Genomic DNA, 17,324 nt, shown 5'->3' on the forward strand with positions numbered 1-17,324 from the left:
CGCTGTCCCTGACTCTCCACCTCTTCTGGAGTTCTGACATGACGACCTCTCTGGTACGGCAGGTCCTCCCCCGGCCGCGGCCGCGGGCGGCGACGGCCGACGTGCACGGAACCACCGCGCCCGGGTTCGCCTCCGTGGGCCGCTTCTTCGAACGAGCCTGCAGAGAAGCGGGGCCGCCCGGATCGCAGGGAGCCGCGCTGGCGGTCGTACGGGACGGCGAACTGGTCGTCGACCTGTGGCAGGGCACCGCCGATCCGGTCACCGGGGCGCAGTGGACCGGCGACACCCTGGAGCCGCTGCTGACGGGCTCCCACGGAATCCTGGCCACGGCGGTCCTGCTGCTCGCCGACATGGGCGCGCTCGAACTGGACCGGCCGGTCGCCGACTACTGGCCGGAGTTCGCGGTGCGCGGCAAGGGCGCGGTGACCCTGCGGGACGTGCTGACGTTCACCGCCCGCCTCCCGGGCATGGAGGCCGGCCTCGACCAGCGGGACGTCGAGAACCCGCGCGTGATGGCGGCGCTGCTCGAACTGCACGGCCCGGAGGAGGACCCCCGCGCCGGTGGCGTGCTGCACGGGCCGTGGACCGCCGGGTGGATCGCCGCCGAGGTGATCCGCCGGGTCGACGGCCGCGATCTCGATCTGTTCTTCCTGGAGGAGATCGCGGGCCCGCTGGGTCTCGACGTCCACTTCGGCCTCGTACCCGACCAGCTGCCGCAGGCCGCCCGTATCTCGTACGACGCGGACTTCCGCGCCCGTTTCGCGGCGCTGGACGGCGGGGCGCGGGACGGCGGGGCGGACCAGGCGCGCGAGGCGGATCTCTTCGGGCGGGTGTGGAACAACCCGTCACCGTTCCCCGCGGACGCCGGGGTGTGGAGCGAGAGCCGGCGGCGTTACGCGGTCATCCCCTCGCTGGGGGCGTACGCGTCGGCCCGTGGTCTCGCCCGGCTCCAGGGCGTCCTGGCCGCGGATGCCGTACGGGCCCCGGGCGAGGAGCCGCTGCTGTTGTCGCGCCGCACGCTCGACCAGGCGCGGAGCTTCTGGGTCGAGGGCCTGGACCCGCTGCTCGGCGGGATCAGCGCGTACGGCGAGGGCGGCCTCCAGCTCCTCGACGAGGGCCTCCACCCGGCCGTCCGCTCCGGCGCCTTCGGCCACCAGGGCCCCGGCGGAATCGCCTACCAGGCCTGGCCGCAGGCCCGGGCCGGGGCCGCGTGGGTCCGCAACCGGCTGACGGCGGGCCCGGACACGCAGGTCCTGGACGAGGTGGCGGGCGCGGTGGCACAGGCACTGCGGACCGCCTGACCTCAGGCACCGCGGGACCGCCTGAGCCAGGCAACGCGGACCGCCTGACACAGGCACCACGGACCGCCCGGGCCACCGCGGGACGAGGGGCCGGGACCCGGCTTCAGGCGGGTTCCGCCCCGTCCTCCGTCAAGCCCGCCCGGTCCGCCCGGTCCGCCCCGCCTTCCCGGCCCGCCGGGTCGACCGCGAGACCGTGGAGGACGACGTCCCAGACCGAGTCCCACACCGAGTCCCAGGCCGGGTCCCGGGTTTCGTGGTGAGCGGCCATGGCGCCCTCCGCGAGATGCGCCAGCAGGGCCACCGCGTCCTCGGGAGACACTCCGGGGCGGAGCCGCTGCGCACGGTGGGCCCGGGCGAGCAGACCACGGAGCGCCGGCAGCCAGACCTCGGCCAACGGCGCTACGCCCTCGGGCCGGTCGGCTTCCAGGCGGCGCACCGCGCGTACGAAGGGGTCCTCGTGCGCCAGCCGGGCCAGAGCGCCGATCAGGGTACGCAGTTCCCGCAACGGGTCGGCGGCCGCGATGTCCTCCACGCAGCGCCCGAAGCGGGCCCGCCCGACCCTGCGCACCTCATCGGCCAGGACGGTCTTGGTCCGGAAGTGGAAGGTCAGGGCGCCGATCGAGGTCGCCGCCCGCCAGACCACCCGCTGGAGGGAAGCACCGTCGTAGCCTCTCTCCGCGAACTCGTCGGCGGCTGCTTCCAACACGGCCTGGCGCGTTCTGGCCGCCCGTTCCTGCATGCGCCTTCTCCTTGGACCTCGGCAAGTAGTCGTGCTCCCCGAAAGAAATATAACGAACATTCTCTATGTTTGTTAGTCTGCTCAGCGACGCTCACCTGGGAGGGACCTGCAGTGACGACGACGTACGAGACGCCCGACACGGCGACGGAAAGACCGCCGGGCGATCTGTCCCGGCTCCTGTTCGGCCACTTACACCGCTCCGACCAGCAGCGTTGGGGGCATGTGTATCTGCAGGGACTGCTGCGGACACACGGGAAGAAGACCGTGCGCCGGATGGCGGCCGTGGTGACCGGCTCGGAGGCGGCGTCGGCGTCGCTGCACCAGTTCGTCAACGCCAGCCCCTGGCAGTGGGCCCCGGTCCGCGGCGAGCTGGCCCGCTGGGCCGCCCGGTCGCTGCCGGTACGGGCCTGGACCCTGGCGCCGGCGGTGCTGCCCAAGCGCGGCGACCGCTCGGCCGGGGTGCACCGGCGCTTCCTGCCGGATGTCGGGCGCACCGTCAACTGCCAGCTGGGCCTCGGCCTGTTCCTCGACGCCGGGCGGACACACGTGCCCGTCGACTGGCGGCTCTTCCTGCCTCCCCGGTTCACCCGTGACGAGGCGGTGCGCGCCCGGGCGAAGATCCCCGCGACGGCCACGGCCCAGATGCTGTGGGAGCACGCCCTGTGCCTGGTCCAGGAGATGACGTCCTGGTCGAACGGGCGGACGGCGCCGGTCGTGGCCGATCTGACGGCCCTGTGCGACATCGCACCGCTGGCGCGGCGGCTGCACGACGGCGGGCACGCCTTCGTCCTCGCCATCCCGGGCCAGACCGCCCTCGCCGGTCCTGAACTTCCGCCCGGCGAGAGGGAGTCGGCGCGCGGCCTGCTGCTGCGCCGGGGCGTACGGCACCCGGCGGGGCCGGGGCGGCAGGTCGTCTCGTGCGACGCCCCGGCACACGGGCTGCGCCCGGACGGCGAGCGCGGCCACGGGGCGGGCCGGCTGCTGGCCGAGTGGGACACGGCCGGCGGGCGCCCGGGGCGGATCTGGCTGACGAACATCACCGACCGCCATCCGGCCGAACTGCTGGAGCTGGCCCGGTCACCCAGGGGTGCGCAGGACGCGACCCGTCGCATGGGCGAGGACTTCGGCCTCCTCGACTTCGAGGGCCGCTCCTTCCCCGGCTGGCACCGGCACATGACGCTGGTCTCGGCCGCCTACGCCAGCAGCACCCTGGAGGGCATGACCACACACTGACCCATTGCTTGCTTATACAAGTATATCGCGGCTGGGGCCCTCTTTACGGGCACCGAACTCCCCAGATGATTGCATGGGCATGTATCTTGTTGTTCATCGCAGTCGAGAAGGGGAGCCGTTCCATGACGATCCAGCAGCAGCCACGCGCCGCCTCCGATCAGACCATGTGGGAGGCCGTCCTCGGCCTGCACGCCTTCGTGGAGCGCCAGCTCGCGCACGCCCTGCAGCGCCGCTACGGCGTCGGCCTGTCCGAGTACCGGGCCCTGGAGGCCCTCACCCAGGCGGAGAAGGGTGAATGCCGCATGCAGGAGCTCGCGGACCACATCGGTCTGGGCCAGAGCTCCGTAACCCGCCTGGTGGGACGCCTGGACAGCGCCGGCTACGCCTACAAGGACAACTGCGCCGACGACAAGCGCGGTGTCTTCGCCGTGATCACCGACGAAGGCCGCAAGCACTACCAGGATGCCCGCGCCACGTACGCCGACGTGCTCAGCTCGGCCCTCAACACCGCGAGCGCCGACGACCAGCTCGCCCGGGCGGTGCAAGCGCTGCGCAGCGCTGCCTGACGCGACCACGACAGACGGCGGGAGGCGTCCGGGGTAACCCGGCCCCCGCCGTCTTTTGCATGTTCGGGCTTGTTCACCGGCGGATACGGCAGGGTGCGTGACCTGTGACCTGGATCACTCCCGCGCCATATTTATATGCTTGACCATGCAAACACAATCCCGTAGGTTCTCTCTCGTAGCCAGGACAGCCCATCCACCTGAGGGGGGACCGTTGCCTTCGCCTCGCCTGTTGCAGGCATTCAGCAGACACGTGCAGGAACAGCCCGACAGCACCGCGCTCGTCTTCGCCGGACAACAGGTCACCTACGCGGACCTGGAGCGGCTGACCCGCCGCACCGCCGCGGACCTCGACGGCGCCGGCTTCGGATCCGTACGCGCCCTGTGCGTCCCGGCCCACAAGTCGCCGGAGACCGTCGCGCTGCTGCTGGCGGCCTGGCGTCAGGGGATCAACACCCTGGTCCCGTCGCCCGGTCTGGGCGCCGCCGCCCTGTCCACGCTCATCGCCCAGGCCCACGGGCCGCTGCTGGCCACCGTGGTCACCGGCGGCGGCGTGACCCTGTCGCGGGAGGAGACCGACCCCGCGCAGGCGGACGGCTTCAGCATCCCCGACCCCGAGGAGACGCTGCTGACCCTCACCACCTCAGGGTCCACCGGCGTACCCAAACTCGTCCCGATCCGCAGCGAGGCCTTCGACCGCTTCGGGGACTGGGCGACGGACGCGTTCGGGATCGACGAAGGCACCAGTTCGCTGAGCTTCTCGCCGCTCAACTTCGACCTGGCGCTCCTCGACGTCTGGACCGTGCTGGAGGCCGGCGGCACCGTCGTACTCGCCGACGCCGGGGCCAGCGGGGACGCCGGCTATCTGCGTGACCTCGCGCAGCGCAACGACGTCACCCTGGTCCAGGGGGTGCCGCTGCTGCACCGGCTCCTGGCCGCGGACGGCGCCCGCTATCCGGCGGTCCGCACGGTCGTGTTCACCGGGGAGGCCGTCTCCGAACAGGGGTTGCGGGACACCTTCGCCGCCTGCCCGGACGCCCGCTTCCACAACGTCTTCGGCTGCACGGAGACCAACGACAGTTTCATCCACGACATCGATCCGGGCACGTACGTGCACCCGCTGCCCATCGGCGTACCGATCGACGGCACCGACGCCGTGCTGCTGATCGAAGGGGCCGACGGCACCGAGGTCCTACGCGGCCCCGGCACCGGCGAACTCCTGGTCCACACGCCCTTCCAGACCTGCGGCTACCTGGAACAGGCCCGCAACGCGCACGCCTTCATGCCGGACCCGCGCGGCGGCGGCGCCATGTTCTACCGCACCGGCGACCTCGTCCACCGCGACGCCGACGGCCGCCACTTCCTCCAGGGACGTACCGACTTCCAGGTCAAGGTGCGCGGCGTGCGCACCAACACGCTGGAGGTCGAGACCGTCCTCGGGGCGCACCCGGACGTCATCGAGGCCGCCGTCGTCGCACTGCCCTGCCCCGAGGCCGGCACCCGGCTGCACGCCGAAGTGGTGCGCCGGGACGGCACCTCCCTGAGCACGCTGGGCCTGCGGGCGTACGCGGCGAAGCACCTGCCGCGCCACGCCGTGCCCAGCTCGGTCGGGCTCGCCTGCACTCCGCTGCCGAAGACCCCGACCGGCAAGCCCGACCGTAATTCGATCAAGAACACCCAACTGAATGGAGCCTCTTGATGAGCACCCTGAGCAACGCTGCCAACGACCCGATCCGCGACTACATCGTCCAGGAGTTCCTGGCCGGAGAGGACGCCGAGGACCTGACCGACGACTTCGACCTCATCGAGAGCACCGTCGTCAACAGCCTCGGCCTGGTCCGCCTCATCTCCTGGATATCCGACACGTACGGCATCCCCGTCGACGACATCCCGCTGGAGCCGGCCGCCTACCGCACGCTCGCGGACATCCGCGACTTCGTCGGCCGGGCCGCTCCCGCCGTGGCCTGACGGACCGGCCCCTCCAAGCGCACGACCCGCCCAGCCCGCACGGCCCGCCCACGCGGTGCACCACCAGCACACGTCCAGAACTCAGCGATGACAGGAGTACTCCCATGATCGTTCGTTCTCTTTCCGACGTCCCCGCAGTCGAGTGGGGCAGCGGCACCAGCCACCGCCTGCTCACCGAGGCCGACGGTATGGGCTTCACCGTCTGCGAGACGCTGGTCCGCCAGGGCACCTCCAGCGCGCTGCAGTACCTCGGCCACCTGGAGGCCTGCTACTGCATAGGCGGATCGGGTGAGGTCGTCACCACCGATGGCGTCCACCACAAGATCGCGACCGGGACCATCTACGCCCTGGACAAGAACGACGCCCACCACCTGATCGCCTCCGACGACGAGGACCTCCTCCTCGTCTCCGTGTTCAGCCCGGCGCTGCGTGGCGACGAGAAGCACTCGCTCTCCGAGGACGGCTTCTCCCGCTACTGATCCGCACAGCCGGGTGCGGGGCCGCGACGGCGCGGCCCCGCACCCGGCACCCAGCGCCCAGCGAAAGGCAGGCAGAACACCCATGGCAGCAGAGAAGCCCGCAGACACCTACGGCATCACAGCGCCCTACGGCGACGAGCTGAGCGACGACGTCACCCGCTGGGACCGCGCCGGCGAGTTCCCGCACGAGAAGTGGAAGCCGCTGCAACGGTCCGGGCTCTTCACCCTCCCCTTCGCTCCGGAGTACGGCGGCGCCGGCCGGACGCTCACCGAGACCATGGCCGCGCTGGAGGGCCTCGGACACACCAGCCGGGACGCCGGACTGAACTTCTCGGCGTCCACGCAGATCGTCAGCGTCGGCATCCCGCTGCAGGCGTTCGGCTCGGAGGACCTGCGCGGCCGCTACCTGCCGCGGGTCACCTCCGGCGAGGCCATCACCGCGCACGCGATCACCGAGCCGAGCCACGGCTCGGACGTGATGAACATCCGGACGACGGCCGTCCGGGAGGACGACGCGTACGTCCTCAACGGCAGCAAGATGTTCATCACCAACGCCCCGGTCGCCGACCTCTTCCTGCTCTACGTCCGTACCGGCAAGCCGGGCGCCTTCGGACTCAGCACCTTCCTCGCCGAGCGCGACACACCGGGCCTCACCATCGGCGAGCCGCTGGAGACGATGGGCCTGCGCACCTCCCCGATCAGCGAGGTCACGCTGGAGGACGTACGGCTGCCCGTCGGCAACCGGCTGGGCAGCGAGGGCGCCGGCTTCCTGATCATGGATCACGTGATGAAGCGGGAGATCCTCTTCTCCTTCGCCGTCAACCTCGGCGAGATGACCCACCGTCTGAAGCGGGTGGTCGAACACGCCACCACCCGCCAGCAGTTCGGCAGCGCCATCGGCAAGAACCAGGCGGTCGCCCACAAGATCGCGGACATGAAGATCGCCGTGGAGACCGCCCGCAAGTGGCTGTACGACACCGGCCGCAAGGTCGAGCAGGGCAAGGACGCCTCGACGGACGTGGCCGCCACCAAGATCGTCGTCAGCGAGGCCAACCAGCTCACCGCCCGGCACGCGATCCAGATCTTCGGCGCCCGCGGCTACCTGACCGACACGGGCATCGAACGCGAGCTGCGCAACGCCACCGCCGGCTCCATCTACTCCGGCACCAACGAGATCCAGCGCAACTGCATCGCCGCCCTCATGGGCCTGTGACGAGAGGCACCCGCATGACCGACACCCTGGCCCACGCCACGTCCCACCGGCCGGCCGCCGACGCCACGGCAGAGCAGCCGACCGCCGGGGAAAGCGCCCGCCTCACGGCGGCCACCGACTTCCTCGACCACGAGCACGAGCGCGTCAAGGCCTTCGTCGACAAGGCCCTGGACGGGATCGACCGCGAAGCCGCCACCCAGGTCGAGCTCGCCGTCACCCTCTACTACGCGGTGCGCGACGGCATCCACTACGAGGTCTACGGCGCCGACCTGTCGCCGGAGGGCCTGAAGGCGTCCAGCATCATCGCCGGCGGCAAGGGCTTCTGCCTGCACAAGTCCGTGCTCTACGCCGCCTGCTGCCGTTCCGTCGGCATCCCCGCCCGGCTGCACTACAGCGACGTCCGCAACCACCTCGCCTCCGACCGGCTGCGCTCCTACATAGGCGGCGACGTCTTCTTCCACGGCCTGGCCACCGTGTATCTCGAAGGCCGCTGGCTGCAGGTGACCCCGGTCTTCAACAAGCTCCTGTGCCGGCTGTACGGCATGACCCCGCTGGAGTTCGACGGCCGCTCCGACAGCCTCTACCACCCCTTCGACGCACAGGGCCGGCAGAGCATGGAGTTCCTCACCGACCACGGCGACTTCGACGACGTCCCGTACGCGTTCGTGATGGACACCATGCGCCGCAAGCACCCGAAGTTCCTGGACGAGGGCGGCACCGGCACCGTCAGCGGCGGCTCGCTCGCCGACGAAGCCGACGCGGCGGTCTGAGCCGCGGCGGCGTACCCGTGACCACACAGCCGTGCACAGCCACACCCGTGACGCCACAGCAGACGAGGAGAAGCACCCCATGACGCAGTTCCAGGCCCGTGAGGACGGCTGGGCCGTGACCGCCCGCGTCGGAGTCGTCGTTCCGCACGCGGACGTCGGGCCCGAGTCCGAGCTCCAGGCGATGGCACCGCGCGACGTCTCCATCCACGGTTCACGCGTCCACTTCGGGGCGATGCGCCCTGGCGGCGAGATGGACCCCAAAATCCCGCACGACCCGGTGCGCGCCTTCATCGACCCGCCGTTCATCGACGACGCCGTCGAGCTGCTCGCCGCCGCCCCGCTGGACTCCATCGCCCTGGGGTTCACCAGCTCCGCCTACGTCCTGGGCGCCGACGGCGAGCAGAAGCTGTTCGAGCGGCTCGCGGAGCGCACCCGCGGCATCCCGCTCACCGGCACGACCCACGCGGCCGCGGCCGGCTTCCACGCCCTGGGCGCCGAGCAGGTCGCGCTCGTCAACCCGCCTTGGTTCGACGACGAGTTGTCGGCGCTGGGCGCCTCGTACTTCGGCGAGCGGGGCTTCGACGTCGTCCACCACGCCCCCTGCGGTCTCCCCAGCAACCAGAAACTGATCACCCCGGAGGCGCTGGTGCGGTGGATCGAGACCACCGTCGCCCCGCAGCGGCCGCAGGCGGTGCTGGTCGCCGGCAACGGCATCCGCGCCGTGGGCACCATCGCCGGCCTGGAGGAGCGGCTCGGGTTTCCCGTGCTCACCGCGAACCAGGTCCTCTTCTGGCACGCGCTGCACGCCGCCGGCGGGAGTGAGGCGGCCGCGCGGATCACCGATTACGGAGCCCTGTTCGGCGTCCGGCCCGACGGCGCGGGCGCGGCCCGATGAGCATGCTGCCCGCATACGGCTACCAAGCCGCCGTGCAGGAGACCTGCGATACGCCGGAGTACCACATCCCGCTCGTGTGCTGGCACGACGACGGGACCGGTGTGCGCGGCCTGGTGCTGTACCGGGGGGCGCTGCGCCCCGCGGAGCAGGTGCCGGGGTTCCGGCGCTATCTCACCTCCGAGGACCTGGAGCAGCACGCCATGACCGGCCCGTGGCCGCTGCTCACAGCAACCGCCTGATCCGACCCGTGGCGGGGACCGGCCGGGTCCCCGCCACATCAGGAGCCGTATCGACATGGCACACGACCTCAAATGGTCCGACGCTCCTCCGGGAGAGGTCCTCGATCCGGTCGGCATCTGGATCGTCCGGGCCCCGGCCGGGCAGCGCCTCACGCCCGGCGGGGACCCGCCCGACTGGCTCGACGAGAAGGAACGGCGCCGGCTGGCCGGGATACCGCAGCAGGCCGGCCGGGAGGCCTACGCCTTCGCACACTGGGCGCTGCGGAGCATCCTCGGGTCCTCGCTCGGCTGCTCACCCAGGAGCGTCGGTTTCCTGCGGCAGCCGTGTCCCGGCTGCGGCGGGGCGCACGGACGGCCGGCCATCCGCGATCCGGGCCCGGGCGGCGAACCGCCGGAGTTCTCGATGTCGCACAGCGGGGACCACGTCGCCATCGCGGTCGCCGAGGCCACCATCGGCATCGACATCGAGTCCTGGCCGACCCCGGAATCCGTCGCCGGCTACCTGCCGTTCCTCCACCCGAAGGAGCAGGAGTGGCTGGGCGGCCGTCCCGAGGACGAGCTCGTCCGGGACTTCGCCCGCCTGTGGACCCGCAAGGAGGCCATGGCCAAGGCGACGGGTCAGGGTATGGCCGCCGTCATGAACCGGCTGGATCTCACCGGCCAGCCGCTCGGCTGGCGGGTACGGCAGCTGCTCGCACCACACGGGTACGAGGCCAGCTTCGCGGTCCCGGCCTCGGTGCACGTAGCGGTCACGGTGCACGAGGAGCTTCCGGAGCCGATGCCGGAGCCGGTACGGGCGGCCCGACCTGGCGGACGGGCCTGACCCGGTGCGGACCCGGCCCGGTCGGGCGGCGGGCGGTCCGTGTCCCCGACAGGGATACGGACCGCCCGCCGCTCCGCGTGGGGCACCGGGCTAGATCGTCACCTCGGAGGTGAAGACCCGGACGCCGTGCTGCTCCACCGACACACCCACCCGGCGCCGGCCCGTGCCGTCGGGGACCGGCTCGCCGGCCACGACGACGGCGGGGGCGTCGAGCTCGACGTACCGCGCGAAGTGCGTCTTCATCCCGTGGACGGCCGAGGAGCCGCCGCCGACGGCGTGCGCCGCCTGCCGGGCGGCTTCGAGCAGAAGCATGCCGGGCGCGTGATCGACGGCGTGGTCGAACAGCACCGGGTGTGCGGGGTCCACCCGCAGCATCCACCGCCCGGGCGCGCCGCCCGGAACGGGAGAGAGCACCACATCGTCCGGGGAGAGCCGGTCCACCCGGTTCGGATCAACGGGCGGGCCCGCCGGGAGGCAGTTGGCGAGCGCGGTGTCGACGTCCGCGTAGCTCCCGCGCAGCCGCCGGTACACGGCCGCGGGCTGGTTGTTGAAGCGGGTGTGCGCGGTGCCCATCCGCCGCTCCCCCAGGTGGACTTCGATGTCCATCGTCATGCCGGCGAACCTGCTGCCGCGGCGGAGCACGTCCGAGCAGGTCACCACCAGGCGCACCTCCTCGTCGACGGTGGTCACCAGCGACGCCAGCGGGTCGACCGAGAAGCTGAAGTGCTCCCACGCCTGTCTGTACTCCCGCGGTACGTCGTGCACGGCGTGGGACAGCAGCGGCACCGTCTGGCGCACGCTCTCGGCGAGCAGCATCGGGTCGTACGCACCCCGCGACGGCCGGTAGAAGGCGTGCCCCCGCGGCCAGCGCCCCGTGAGCACGTAGCGCCCCGGGGACTGCTCGGCCCACGCCGTGAGCAGGACTTCCTCGCTCCGGAGCTTGTGCACCTGCCACTGGTGCACCTGCGACTGCTGGACCGGCTGGACTTCACGGTTCAGGACAGAAACAGACAACTTGGCCCCCCAAGGTCGGTAGTTGTTTCGGGTGATTACACAGCGATGCTCACTGGCGACTCCGTGTACCCGACTCAAAAATAATGATCCTTCTGTTTTCCCGAGTCAAGAGGGCGCGGCATTCTGATTTTTCCGGAGGCTGAATTGGCTCCATAGCCAACTCAACCTCCCCATAACGGACTTGCCTGTTACGTGGTTGACTCAGGTAACGTAAGGATCATTCTTTTTGGGAAGGTGAGAGATATGGCGCAACCGAAGCAAGAACGGGCGGAACAGACCCGCCGCGTTCTCCTGCACGCAGCCGCAGAGGTGTTCGACGAGTTCGGTTACGCGGGGGCCAGCATCACCCGCATCCTCAAGCGCGCCGGCGTGACGGCGGGGGCGCTGTACTTCCACTTCGGCTCGAAGGAGGAACTGGCCAAGACGGTGATGAACAGTCAGCCGGAGACCCTCGTCCCGCTGCTCGCCGCCGGCGGTCTGCAGCGGCTCATCGACCTCACGCTCGTGTGGTCGTGGCAGCTCCAGCGCGACCCGCTGCTCCGGGCCGGCGTACGGCTGACGAACGAACAGGCTGCCATGGGGGGCTCGTTGAACGCCGACCCGTACGAGAACTTCCGCGGGATCATGACCGGCTGTCTGCACGAGGCGCGGGACGAGGGGGAACTGCAGCCGGGCATCGATCCGGTCGTGGTCGCGGAGTTCGTGGTCGCCGCCTGTACGGGGATGCAGATGTACTCCAACGTCGTCAGCGGGCGCAAGGACCTTCCCGAGCGCACCCAGCAGATGTGGAACCTGCTCCTCCCGGGCCTCGCGGTCCCGTCGGTGATCATCCGCGCCGACGCGACCCCCGCCCGCGGCATCGAGCTGATGCCCGGACAGCCCGAACCGTCCGGACAGCCCGAACCGTCCGGGCCGCCCACCTCGTCCGAGCCGCCCGGCTCACCCTGACCGCACAGTCCGCCCAGCCCGCCCGACTGCCCTGCCCGCCCCGTCCGTTTCGACGATCACTACGGAGCCGCATGCTTTCCCTGCGCCTGGCCGCCCTGAACATCGATGGTGTCCTGCTCAACGACACCTTCAGCCCGGTCATCCATCACTTCATCGTCAGCAGAGGCGGTACGTACTCCGCCGAGCTGGAACGCTCCATATTCTCCCAGCCGCAGCACATCGCTGGCCGGCTGCTCTCGGCCGCCGTGGGCGGCGGCATGACGGGCGAGGAGGCGCTCGCCGCCTACTTCGAGGACCGCGCCGCCCACCTCGACCGCCACCCGGTCACGATCACGCCGGGCACCCGCGACCTGCTCCTCCGGCTGCGGGCCGCCGGCCTGCTCACGGTCTGCTACGGCGGCCTGGGCAAGGACCACTTCGACCACCATCTGGGCCGCTACGCCGAGCTGTTCGACGGGCCGGGCTACGTCTGCACCAACGACTTCCGCCCCGGCCTCCGGGAGATCACCGAGGACGTGTTCGGGCTCCGCCCCGCCCAGGCCCTCTTCGTCGACGACGTCGCCCGGGTCGCCGACGTGGCCCGCGACCTCGGCGCCGCGTTCGTCGGCCGCCCCTCCGACTTCGTCCACAGCCACCAGCGCGCACTCATGCGGGAGGCGGGCGTACGCCACCTCATCAGCTCTCTCGACGAGCTCGACGACGGTCTGCTGCACCGGATCGACCGGGAGATGAGCGCGGACGCGGCGCGCGGCGACTCCCTCTCCGCGGCCGGCCGGGGGACGTACGCGTGACGACGACCGGATCGCTCCTGTCAGGCAAGGTGGCGCTGATCACCGGTGCCTCCAGCGGAATCGGCGCCGCGGCTGCCCGGCACTTCGCCGACGAGGGGGCCGCAGTCGTGCTCGTGGCCCGCAGGGCGGGCCTGGTCGAAGAGGTCGCCGAGCGCATCAGGAAGGACGGCGGCCGGGCCGTGGCCGTACCGGGCGACGTCACCGTCCGGGCGGACATGGACCGTGCGGTCGCCACGGCGGTCGACCGGTTCGGCAGGCTCGACTGCTCCTTCAACAACGCCGGTTACGCCAGCGCCGGAACGGTCCTGCACGAACTCCCCGACGACGTCTTCGACCGCACCATGGACGTCAATCTGCGCGGCGTGTGGAACTGTCTGCGCGCCCAGATCCCCGCCATGCTGCCGGCGGGCTCCGGTTCGGTCGTCAACACCTCCAGCGTCGCGGGCGTACGCGCCACCTCAGCCTCGGCGCCCTATGTGGCCGCGAAGCACGCGGTCCTCGGCCTGACCAGGGCGGCGGCGGCCGAGTACGGCGAGTTCGGCATCCGCGTCAACGCCCTCGTGGTGGGCAGCACCGATACGGAGATGATGGACGGCGTCCTCACGGGCGGGCCCGCCGTGCGCACCGGCTTCGGCGGCAAGGCGATCCAGCAGCGCCTCGCCGATCCGGCCGAGATCGCCCGCGCCGCCGCCTGGCTCTGCTCGGACGCCTCGTCCTTCACCACCGGATCCGCCCTCGCGGTGGACGGCGGCAGAACCGCGAAGTGACGGACGTACGACTCCGCCGGACACGCCTACGCCCCAGGCGCCTGCTGCCCTGATCGGGAAGGGGCAGCAGGCGCCTGGGGCGTACTGTCGGATACAGCGTCCGACGTCTGGAGAAGGTCAGACCTGAGCCGGGCTGGGCCGGTCCGCGAGCTGCCCGGACTCCTGGGTCCCGGCGACCGCCTCGGGCTTCGTACGGTCGGCGAGCTTGAGCCAGACGACGCCGACGATGATGACGGTCAGCCAGATGCCCTTGGCCGGGGTGAGGGTCTCGTCGAAGAAGAGCGGGCCGAGAACCGCGGCGCCGACCGCGCCGATACCCGCCCAGACGGCATAGCCGATGCTCACGTCGATCGTGCGGAGGGCGAGGCTCAGTGCGTAGAGCGTCAGCAGGAAGAACACCACCGCGACCAGGGACCAGGTCAGGACGGTGAAGCCCTCGCTGCCGCCGACGGCGAGCGCGTACCCGATCTCGAAGCCTCCGGCGAGAAGGAGCGAGAGCCAGGCGTTGGTGGAGCTCTTGGCTGCGTTGGACATGGGAGGTGAGTCCTCTCTCAGGGAAGTCGTCAGGTCGTTGCGTGGGGGTGCGAGGCCGGGAGTGGGGCTCCGGGCTCAGGCGGAACCGCTCAGCTGCAGGCCGACGACGCCACCGATGACGAGGAGGATGCCGATCGCCTTGTTCACGTTCAGACGCTGGCCGAAGAACAGCGCTCCGAGGACGGTGATACCGACGCCCGCGACGGAGGTCCACAGGGCGTAGCCGACGCCGACGTCGAAGGTCAGCAGCGCCTTGCTGAGGAAGAAGGTCGCGGCAGCACCGCTGGCCAGGGTGATGCCGGTCCACTTGCGGTTCTTGAAGCCCTCGGCCTTTCCGGCGGCGATGGCGACCAGGATCTCGAAGGCGACGGCGATGGCGAGGTAGAGCCAGTGCATGGGAAGTCCTTCCGTGCGGTGGGGTGAGAGGGGGTGAGGAGGTGTCAGAGCGTTATCGCGCGGCCCGGCTCAGGGTGAGGAAGTCCTGGAACGGCTGCTCCGCCTCGGGGAGCTGGAGCGCCGTGACCTTGATGGGCCAGTCCGCCGGGTCCTCGGCGAAGAGGGTGTACGTGCTCGTGTAGTCGAAGCCGTACCGGGCGGCGGTCCTGCGGTCGGCGGCATGTGCGATGTGGCCGATGCCGGCGTACCGCGCCGCCAGGTAGCACAGGGCACAGGGTTCACCGGAGGCGATCAGGGTGGCGCCCGCCACGGAGCGGATCCCGTGCTTGGCGGTGGCCTCCCGGAGGGCCACGACCTCGGCGTGGGCGGTCGGGTCGTTGTCCTCGCGGACCCGGTTGAAGCCGGTCCCCAGGATCCGTCCGCCGGCCACGACCACGCCGGAGAAGGGGATGCCGCCCTGCGCGACGTGCTCACGGCTGAGCCGGATCGCTTCGTGGGCGTAGCCCATCAGTTCGCTTTCGTGTGTACCCATGAGCGGTTCGTCTCCCGAGTTGCCCTGTATCGTTCATTTGCCTGCACATGCAAAAGAATGGTTCCCATGAGGCGCCACCGAAAGCTTGGGCCGCTGGGTTAATCTTGCATGTGCATCTAAAAACTGTCAAGCGTGTGCGTGCGCCCGAGCGTTGTCCAAGGTCGCCAGCGGCTCCAGCAGCCGGGGGTCGAACTCCGCCCGGACCATGCCCGCGGCCACGCGGCGCGGCAGGTCGGGGTTGGCCAGCGCGGCCGTCCCGATCGCCAGGAGGTCGGCGTGCCCCTCGTCCAGGACGCGCCGCGCCACCGCGTCCCTGTGCAGCCCGCCATTGGCGATGACGGGGAGTCCGGTGACCGTACGGGCGAGCGCGGGAAGCGTCCGCCCCTCCGGGAACCAGTCCCGTCCGCTGCCCGCGAGATGCAGATAGTCGGCGCCGGCCGTGGCGGCCGCCGTGAAGATGGTGCGCGCCTCGGCGTCACCTCCCGGCCACCGCCAGGCGGGGTCGTTGACCTTCCCCTGGGAGAGGCGGACACCGACCGTGAAGCCGGTCCCGGTCGCGCCTCTGACCTGGGCCGTCACGTCCCGTACGAGCCGCAGGCGCGCCTCGACGTCACCGCCGTGCTCATCGGTGCGCAGGTTGGTGTACGGGGTGAGGAACTGGTCGAGCAGATAGCCGTTGGCCGCATGGATCTCCACGCCGTCGAAGCCGGCGTCGCGGGCGCGGACCGCGGCGGCGGCGAAGCCGTCGACGGCCTCGGCGATCTGGCGGCGGGTCATCTCCATCGGCACCGGCCAGCGGCCACTGCCCCGGTACTTGTCCAGTTGCTCACCCAACGGCCGTACGGCCGAGGGGCCGGCCGCCCGGTCACGGAACCGGTTGCCCTGCGAGACGGCCCCGGCGTGCATCAGCTGCAGGACGACGCGCGCCCCGGCGGCACGCGCCCGCTCGACCACGGGCCGCCAGGCGGCGGCCTGGGCCTCGTCCGTGATGCCGGGCTGGTGCAGGTACCCCTGGCTGAAGGCCCGGTCGGTGTAGGTCCCTTCGGTGATCAGGAGTCCGAAGCCGCCCTCGGCGAAGGCCGCGTAGTAGTCGGCCATCTCCGGCGTGGCCAGGCCGTCCTCGGTCGCGGAGACCCGGGTCATGGGGGCGACTGCGAATCTGTTGCACAGCTCGAGCCCCGCGAACCGGCAGGCGGAGAGGGCGGGATGGGTACCGGGCTGCTCGGCGGCGATGCCGGGCAGGTCAGCAGCGGTGCCGGGCAACTCAGCAGCTCCCGTCGATACCGCAGGCGGCTCCGTAGACGGCGGCGTCCTCCGCCTGCCGCGCCTGGGCGTCCAGGATGGCCTTGCGCAACTGGGCGGGACGCGGAACGCCTTCGATCCGGGTGTCACCGATGAGCATGGTGGGAACGGCCTGCACCCGGTGGGCCGCCGCTTCCCGCAGCGCCTCCTGGTGCCGGGCGCGATAGGTGCCGTCCGCCAGCGCGGCCCGGAACCCGTCCTCGTCCAGGCCGACCTCGCCGGCCAGGGCGACAAGGACGTCGACCTGCCCCAGGTCACGGCTCTCCTGGAAGAAGGCGCGGAACATCCGCCGGGTGTACGCGGTCCCCTGGCCGTGCTCGGCCGCGTACTGGTAGCCCTCGAACGCGAGGGCGGTGTACGGCTGGGGGGACACGTCGGGGAGCGTGATGTCGACCCCCAGGCGGCGGGCCATGGGGTAGACGGCGCGCTTCCAGATGTCGGGCAGGTAGTCGTCCTCCGGCCGCAGGGTGGGCTGGGGGTGCGGACGCAGCTCGAAGGGCATCCACTCGACCTCCACCTCGACGCCGACGTCGTCGATCGCCTCTTCGAGGGGGCCTTCGGCCAGCATGCAGAAGGGGCAGACGTAGTCGGACCAGATCTTGATCTTCACGGGATCAGCCATGCGCAGACCTCCAGGTCATTGATCGCGCAAGCAACAACTTCCCCCGGCAGAGCGGCAGGAGTTGACGGACGACCAGAAGGTTGCACGATCATGCACTTTAGTGTCAAGCCCGCCCGCACCCCGCGGAGGCGGCGGGCCGAGAACCGGCCAGGACTGGCGGGAAATCCCTTGCGGGAGCGCTCCCGCACCTGAAGG

The 17,324-nt window shown here is 71.0% G+C and carries 21 protein-coding genes; 14 read left to right on the forward strand and 7 right to left on the reverse strand.

The genetic code is table 11. The annotated features are described in order from the left end of the window. Positions 1 to 38: 38 nt before the first annotated feature. Positions 39 to 1,301, forward strand: a complete 1,263-nt coding sequence (locus tag IG90_RS40815) for a serine hydrolase domain-containing protein (protein ID WP_030588588.1) — start codon at positions 39 to 41, stop codon at positions 1,299 to 1,301. A 103-nt stretch (positions 1,302 to 1,404) separates the two neighbouring features. Here IG90_RS40815 and IG90_RS0124735 read toward each other — a convergent pair whose 3' ends face one another. Continuing rightward, positions 1,405 to 2,040, reverse strand: coding sequence for a TetR family transcriptional regulator (locus IG90_RS0124735; RefSeq protein ID WP_051860168.1), 636 nt, complete (start codon positions 2,038 to 2,040; stop codon positions 1,405 to 1,407). Positions 2,041 to 2,151: 111 nt separating this feature from the next. On the opposite strand from IG90_RS0124735, the gene IG90_RS0124740 reads away from it, so the two are divergent. The 10 genes from IG90_RS0124740 to IG90_RS0124785 all read left to right on the forward strand — a co-directional run bounded on the left by IG90_RS0124740 (position 2,152) and on the right by IG90_RS0124785 (position 10,223). Beyond that, complete coding sequence (locus tag IG90_RS0124740; protein WP_030588590.1) at positions 2,152 to 3,273, forward strand: IS701 family transposase; 1,122 nt, start codon at positions 2,152 to 2,154, stop codon at positions 3,271 to 3,273. 122 nt (positions 3,274 to 3,395) lie between these two features. Then, positions 3,396 to 3,839 (forward strand): MarR family winged helix-turn-helix transcriptional regulator, encoded by a 444-nt coding sequence (locus IG90_RS0124745; protein ID WP_030588591.1) that lies wholly within the window; start codon positions 3,396 to 3,398, stop codon positions 3,837 to 3,839. Positions 3,840 to 4,089: 250 nt separating this feature from the next. Then, the gene (locus IG90_RS0124750) at positions 4,090 to 5,535 is read left to right on the forward strand and encodes an AMP-binding protein (protein ID WP_051860167.1); all 1,446 of its coding nucleotides are present in this window, start codon (positions 4,090 to 4,092) and stop codon (positions 5,533 to 5,535) included. After that, on the forward strand, positions 5,535 to 5,804 hold the full coding sequence (locus tag IG90_RS0124755; protein ID WP_233436038.1) for an acyl carrier protein: 270 nt from the start codon (positions 5,535 to 5,537) through the stop codon (positions 5,802 to 5,804). The genes IG90_RS0124750 and IG90_RS0124755 overlap by 1 nt, the downstream gene beginning before the upstream one ends. Positions 5,805 to 5,908: 104 nt before the next feature. Continuing rightward, the gene (locus IG90_RS0124760) at positions 5,909 to 6,283 is read left to right on the forward strand and encodes an ectoine synthase (RefSeq protein ID WP_030588594.1); all 375 of its coding nucleotides are present in this window, start codon (positions 5,909 to 5,911) and stop codon (positions 6,281 to 6,283) included. Between the two features lie 82 nt (positions 6,284 to 6,365). After that, complete coding sequence (locus IG90_RS0124765; protein ID WP_030588595.1) at positions 6,366 to 7,496, forward strand: acyl-CoA dehydrogenase family protein; 1,131 nt, start codon at positions 6,366 to 6,368, stop codon at positions 7,494 to 7,496. 14 nt (positions 7,497 to 7,510) lie between these two features. After that, positions 7,511 to 8,266 carry a transglutaminase-like domain-containing protein gene (locus IG90_RS0124770; RefSeq protein ID WP_030588598.1) on the forward strand — a complete coding sequence of 252 codons (756 nt, stop codon included), beginning with the start codon at positions 7,511 to 7,513 and terminating at the stop codon, positions 8,264 to 8,266. Positions 8,267 to 8,345: 79 nt separating this feature from the next. Continuing rightward, positions 8,346 to 9,161 carry a maleate cis-trans isomerase family protein gene (locus IG90_RS0124775; RefSeq protein ID WP_030588600.1) on the forward strand — a complete coding sequence of 272 codons (816 nt, stop codon included), beginning with the start codon at positions 8,346 to 8,348 and terminating at the stop codon, positions 9,159 to 9,161. Beyond that, on the forward strand, positions 9,158 to 9,400 hold the full coding sequence (locus IG90_RS0124780; RefSeq protein WP_030588603.1) for a DUF6253 family protein: 243 nt from the start codon (positions 9,158 to 9,160) through the stop codon (positions 9,398 to 9,400). The genes IG90_RS0124775 and IG90_RS0124780 overlap by 4 nt, the downstream gene beginning before the upstream one ends. A gap of 55 nt (positions 9,401 to 9,455) precedes the next feature. Beyond that, entirely contained in the window at positions 9,456 to 10,223 is a 768-nt protein-coding gene (locus IG90_RS0124785; protein WP_030588606.1) for a 4'-phosphopantetheinyl transferase family protein, read from the forward strand. Between the two features lie 90 nt (positions 10,224 to 10,313). Here IG90_RS0124785 and IG90_RS0124790 read toward each other — a convergent pair whose 3' ends face one another. Further along, positions 10,314 to 11,237, reverse strand: a complete 924-nt coding sequence (locus IG90_RS0124790) for a ScbA/BarX family gamma-butyrolactone biosynthesis protein (RefSeq protein WP_233436037.1) — start codon at positions 11,235 to 11,237, stop codon at positions 10,314 to 10,316. 243 nt (positions 11,238 to 11,480) lie between these two features. Here IG90_RS0124790 and IG90_RS0124795 point away from each other — a divergent pair, with 243 nt between their 5' ends. The 3 genes from IG90_RS0124795 (at position 11,481) to IG90_RS0124805 (ending at position 13,743) form a co-directional block, all read left to right on the forward strand. Then, complete coding sequence (locus IG90_RS0124795) at positions 11,481 to 12,185, forward strand: ScbR family autoregulator-binding transcription factor (protein WP_233436036.1); 705 nt, start codon at positions 11,481 to 11,483, stop codon at positions 12,183 to 12,185. Positions 12,186 to 12,256: 71 nt separating this feature from the next. Further along, positions 12,257 to 12,976 carry a hypothetical protein gene (locus tag IG90_RS0124800; protein ID WP_030588614.1) on the forward strand — a complete coding sequence of 240 codons (720 nt, stop codon included), beginning with the start codon at positions 12,257 to 12,259 and terminating at the stop codon, positions 12,974 to 12,976. After that, on the forward strand, positions 12,973 to 13,743 hold the full coding sequence (locus IG90_RS0124805; RefSeq protein WP_030588617.1) for an SDR family NAD(P)-dependent oxidoreductase: 771 nt from the start codon (positions 12,973 to 12,975) through the stop codon (positions 13,741 to 13,743). The genes IG90_RS0124800 and IG90_RS0124805 overlap by 4 nt, the downstream gene beginning before the upstream one ends. Before the next feature lie 117 nt (positions 13,744 to 13,860). Here IG90_RS0124805 and IG90_RS0124810 read toward each other — a convergent pair whose 3' ends face one another. The 5 genes from IG90_RS0124810 to IG90_RS0124830 form a co-directional block, all read right to left on the reverse strand. Continuing rightward, positions 13,861 to 14,277, reverse strand: a complete 417-nt coding sequence (locus IG90_RS0124810; RefSeq protein ID WP_030588620.1) for a DMT family transporter — start codon at positions 14,275 to 14,277, stop codon at positions 13,861 to 13,863. Between the two features lie 75 nt (positions 14,278 to 14,352). Continuing rightward, entirely contained in the window at positions 14,353 to 14,673 is a 321-nt protein-coding gene (locus IG90_RS0124815) for a DMT family transporter (protein ID WP_030588623.1), read from the reverse strand. 52 nt (positions 14,674 to 14,725) lie between these two features. Next, positions 14,726 to 15,205, reverse strand: coding sequence for a nucleoside deaminase (locus IG90_RS0124820; protein WP_030588626.1), 480 nt, complete (start codon positions 15,203 to 15,205; stop codon positions 14,726 to 14,728). 126 nt (positions 15,206 to 15,331) lie between these two features. Then, positions 15,332 to 16,468: an oxidoreductase gene (locus IG90_RS0124825; protein WP_233436035.1), complete on the reverse strand. Its 1,137-nt coding sequence runs from the start codon at positions 16,466 to 16,468 to the stop codon at positions 15,332 to 15,334. A gap of 1 nt (position 16,469) precedes the next feature. Then, the gene (locus IG90_RS0124830) at positions 16,470 to 17,129 is read right to left on the reverse strand and encodes a DsbA family oxidoreductase (protein WP_030588631.1); all 660 of its coding nucleotides are present in this window, start codon (positions 17,127 to 17,129) and stop codon (positions 16,470 to 16,472) included. Positions 17,130 to 17,324 lie beyond the last annotated feature (195 nt).

It is taken from the genome of Streptomyces anulatus (assembly GCF_000721175.1).
Classification (GTDB): Bacteria; Actinomycetota; Actinomycetes; order Streptomycetales; family Streptomycetaceae; genus Streptomyces; species Streptomyces anulatus_C.

Excerpts from the sequence above, each read along its gene's own strand:
- IG90_RS0124760 (WP_030588594.1), top strand. The coding sequence starts at position 5,909 with ATGATCGTTCGTTCTCTTTCCGACGTCCCCGCAGTCGAGTGGGGCAGC.
- IG90_RS40815 (WP_030588588.1), top strand. The coding sequence starts at position 39 with ATGACGACCTCTCTGGTACGGCAGGTCCTCCCCCGGCCGCGGCCGCGG.
- IG90_RS0124765 (WP_030588595.1), top strand. The coding sequence starts at position 6,366 with ATGGCAGCAGAGAAGCCCGCAGACACCTACGGCATCACAGCGCCCTAC.
- IG90_RS0124810 (WP_030588620.1), bottom strand. The coding sequence starts at position 14,277 with ATGTCCAACGCAGCCAAGAGCTCCACCAACGCCTGGCTCTCGCTCCTT.
- IG90_RS0124735 (WP_051860168.1), bottom strand. The coding sequence starts at position 2,040 with ATGCAGGAACGGGCGGCCAGAACGCGCCAGGCCGTGTTGGAAGCAGCC.
- IG90_RS0124815 (WP_030588623.1), bottom strand. The coding sequence starts at position 14,673 with ATGCACTGGCTCTACCTCGCCATCGCCGTCGCCTTCGAGATCCTGGTC.
- IG90_RS0124830 (WP_030588631.1), bottom strand. The coding sequence starts at position 17,129 with ATGGCTGATCCCGTGAAGATCAAGATCTGGTCCGACTACGTCTGCCCC.
- IG90_RS0124755 (WP_233436038.1), top strand. The coding sequence starts at position 5,535 with ATGAGCACCCTGAGCAACGCTGCCAACGACCCGATCCGCGACTACATC.
- IG90_RS0124795 (WP_233436036.1), top strand. The coding sequence starts at position 11,481 with ATGGCGCAACCGAAGCAAGAACGGGCGGAACAGACCCGCCGCGTTCTC.
- IG90_RS0124770 (WP_030588598.1), top strand. The coding sequence starts at position 7,511 with ATGACCGACACCCTGGCCCACGCCACGTCCCACCGGCCGGCCGCCGAC.
- IG90_RS0124820 (WP_030588626.1), bottom strand. The coding sequence starts at position 15,205 with ATGGGTACACACGAAAGCGAACTGATGGGCTACGCCCACGAAGCGATC.
- IG90_RS0124780 (WP_030588603.1), top strand. The coding sequence starts at position 9,158 with ATGAGCATGCTGCCCGCATACGGCTACCAAGCCGCCGTGCAGGAGACC.
- IG90_RS0124785 (WP_030588606.1), top strand. The coding sequence starts at position 9,456 with ATGGCACACGACCTCAAATGGTCCGACGCTCCTCCGGGAGAGGTCCTC.
- IG90_RS0124775 (WP_030588600.1), top strand. The coding sequence starts at position 8,346 with ATGACGCAGTTCCAGGCCCGTGAGGACGGCTGGGCCGTGACCGCCCGC.
- IG90_RS0124800 (WP_030588614.1), top strand. The coding sequence starts at position 12,257 with ATGCTTTCCCTGCGCCTGGCCGCCCTGAACATCGATGGTGTCCTGCTC.
- IG90_RS0124745 (WP_030588591.1), top strand. The coding sequence starts at position 3,396 with ATGACGATCCAGCAGCAGCCACGCGCCGCCTCCGATCAGACCATGTGG.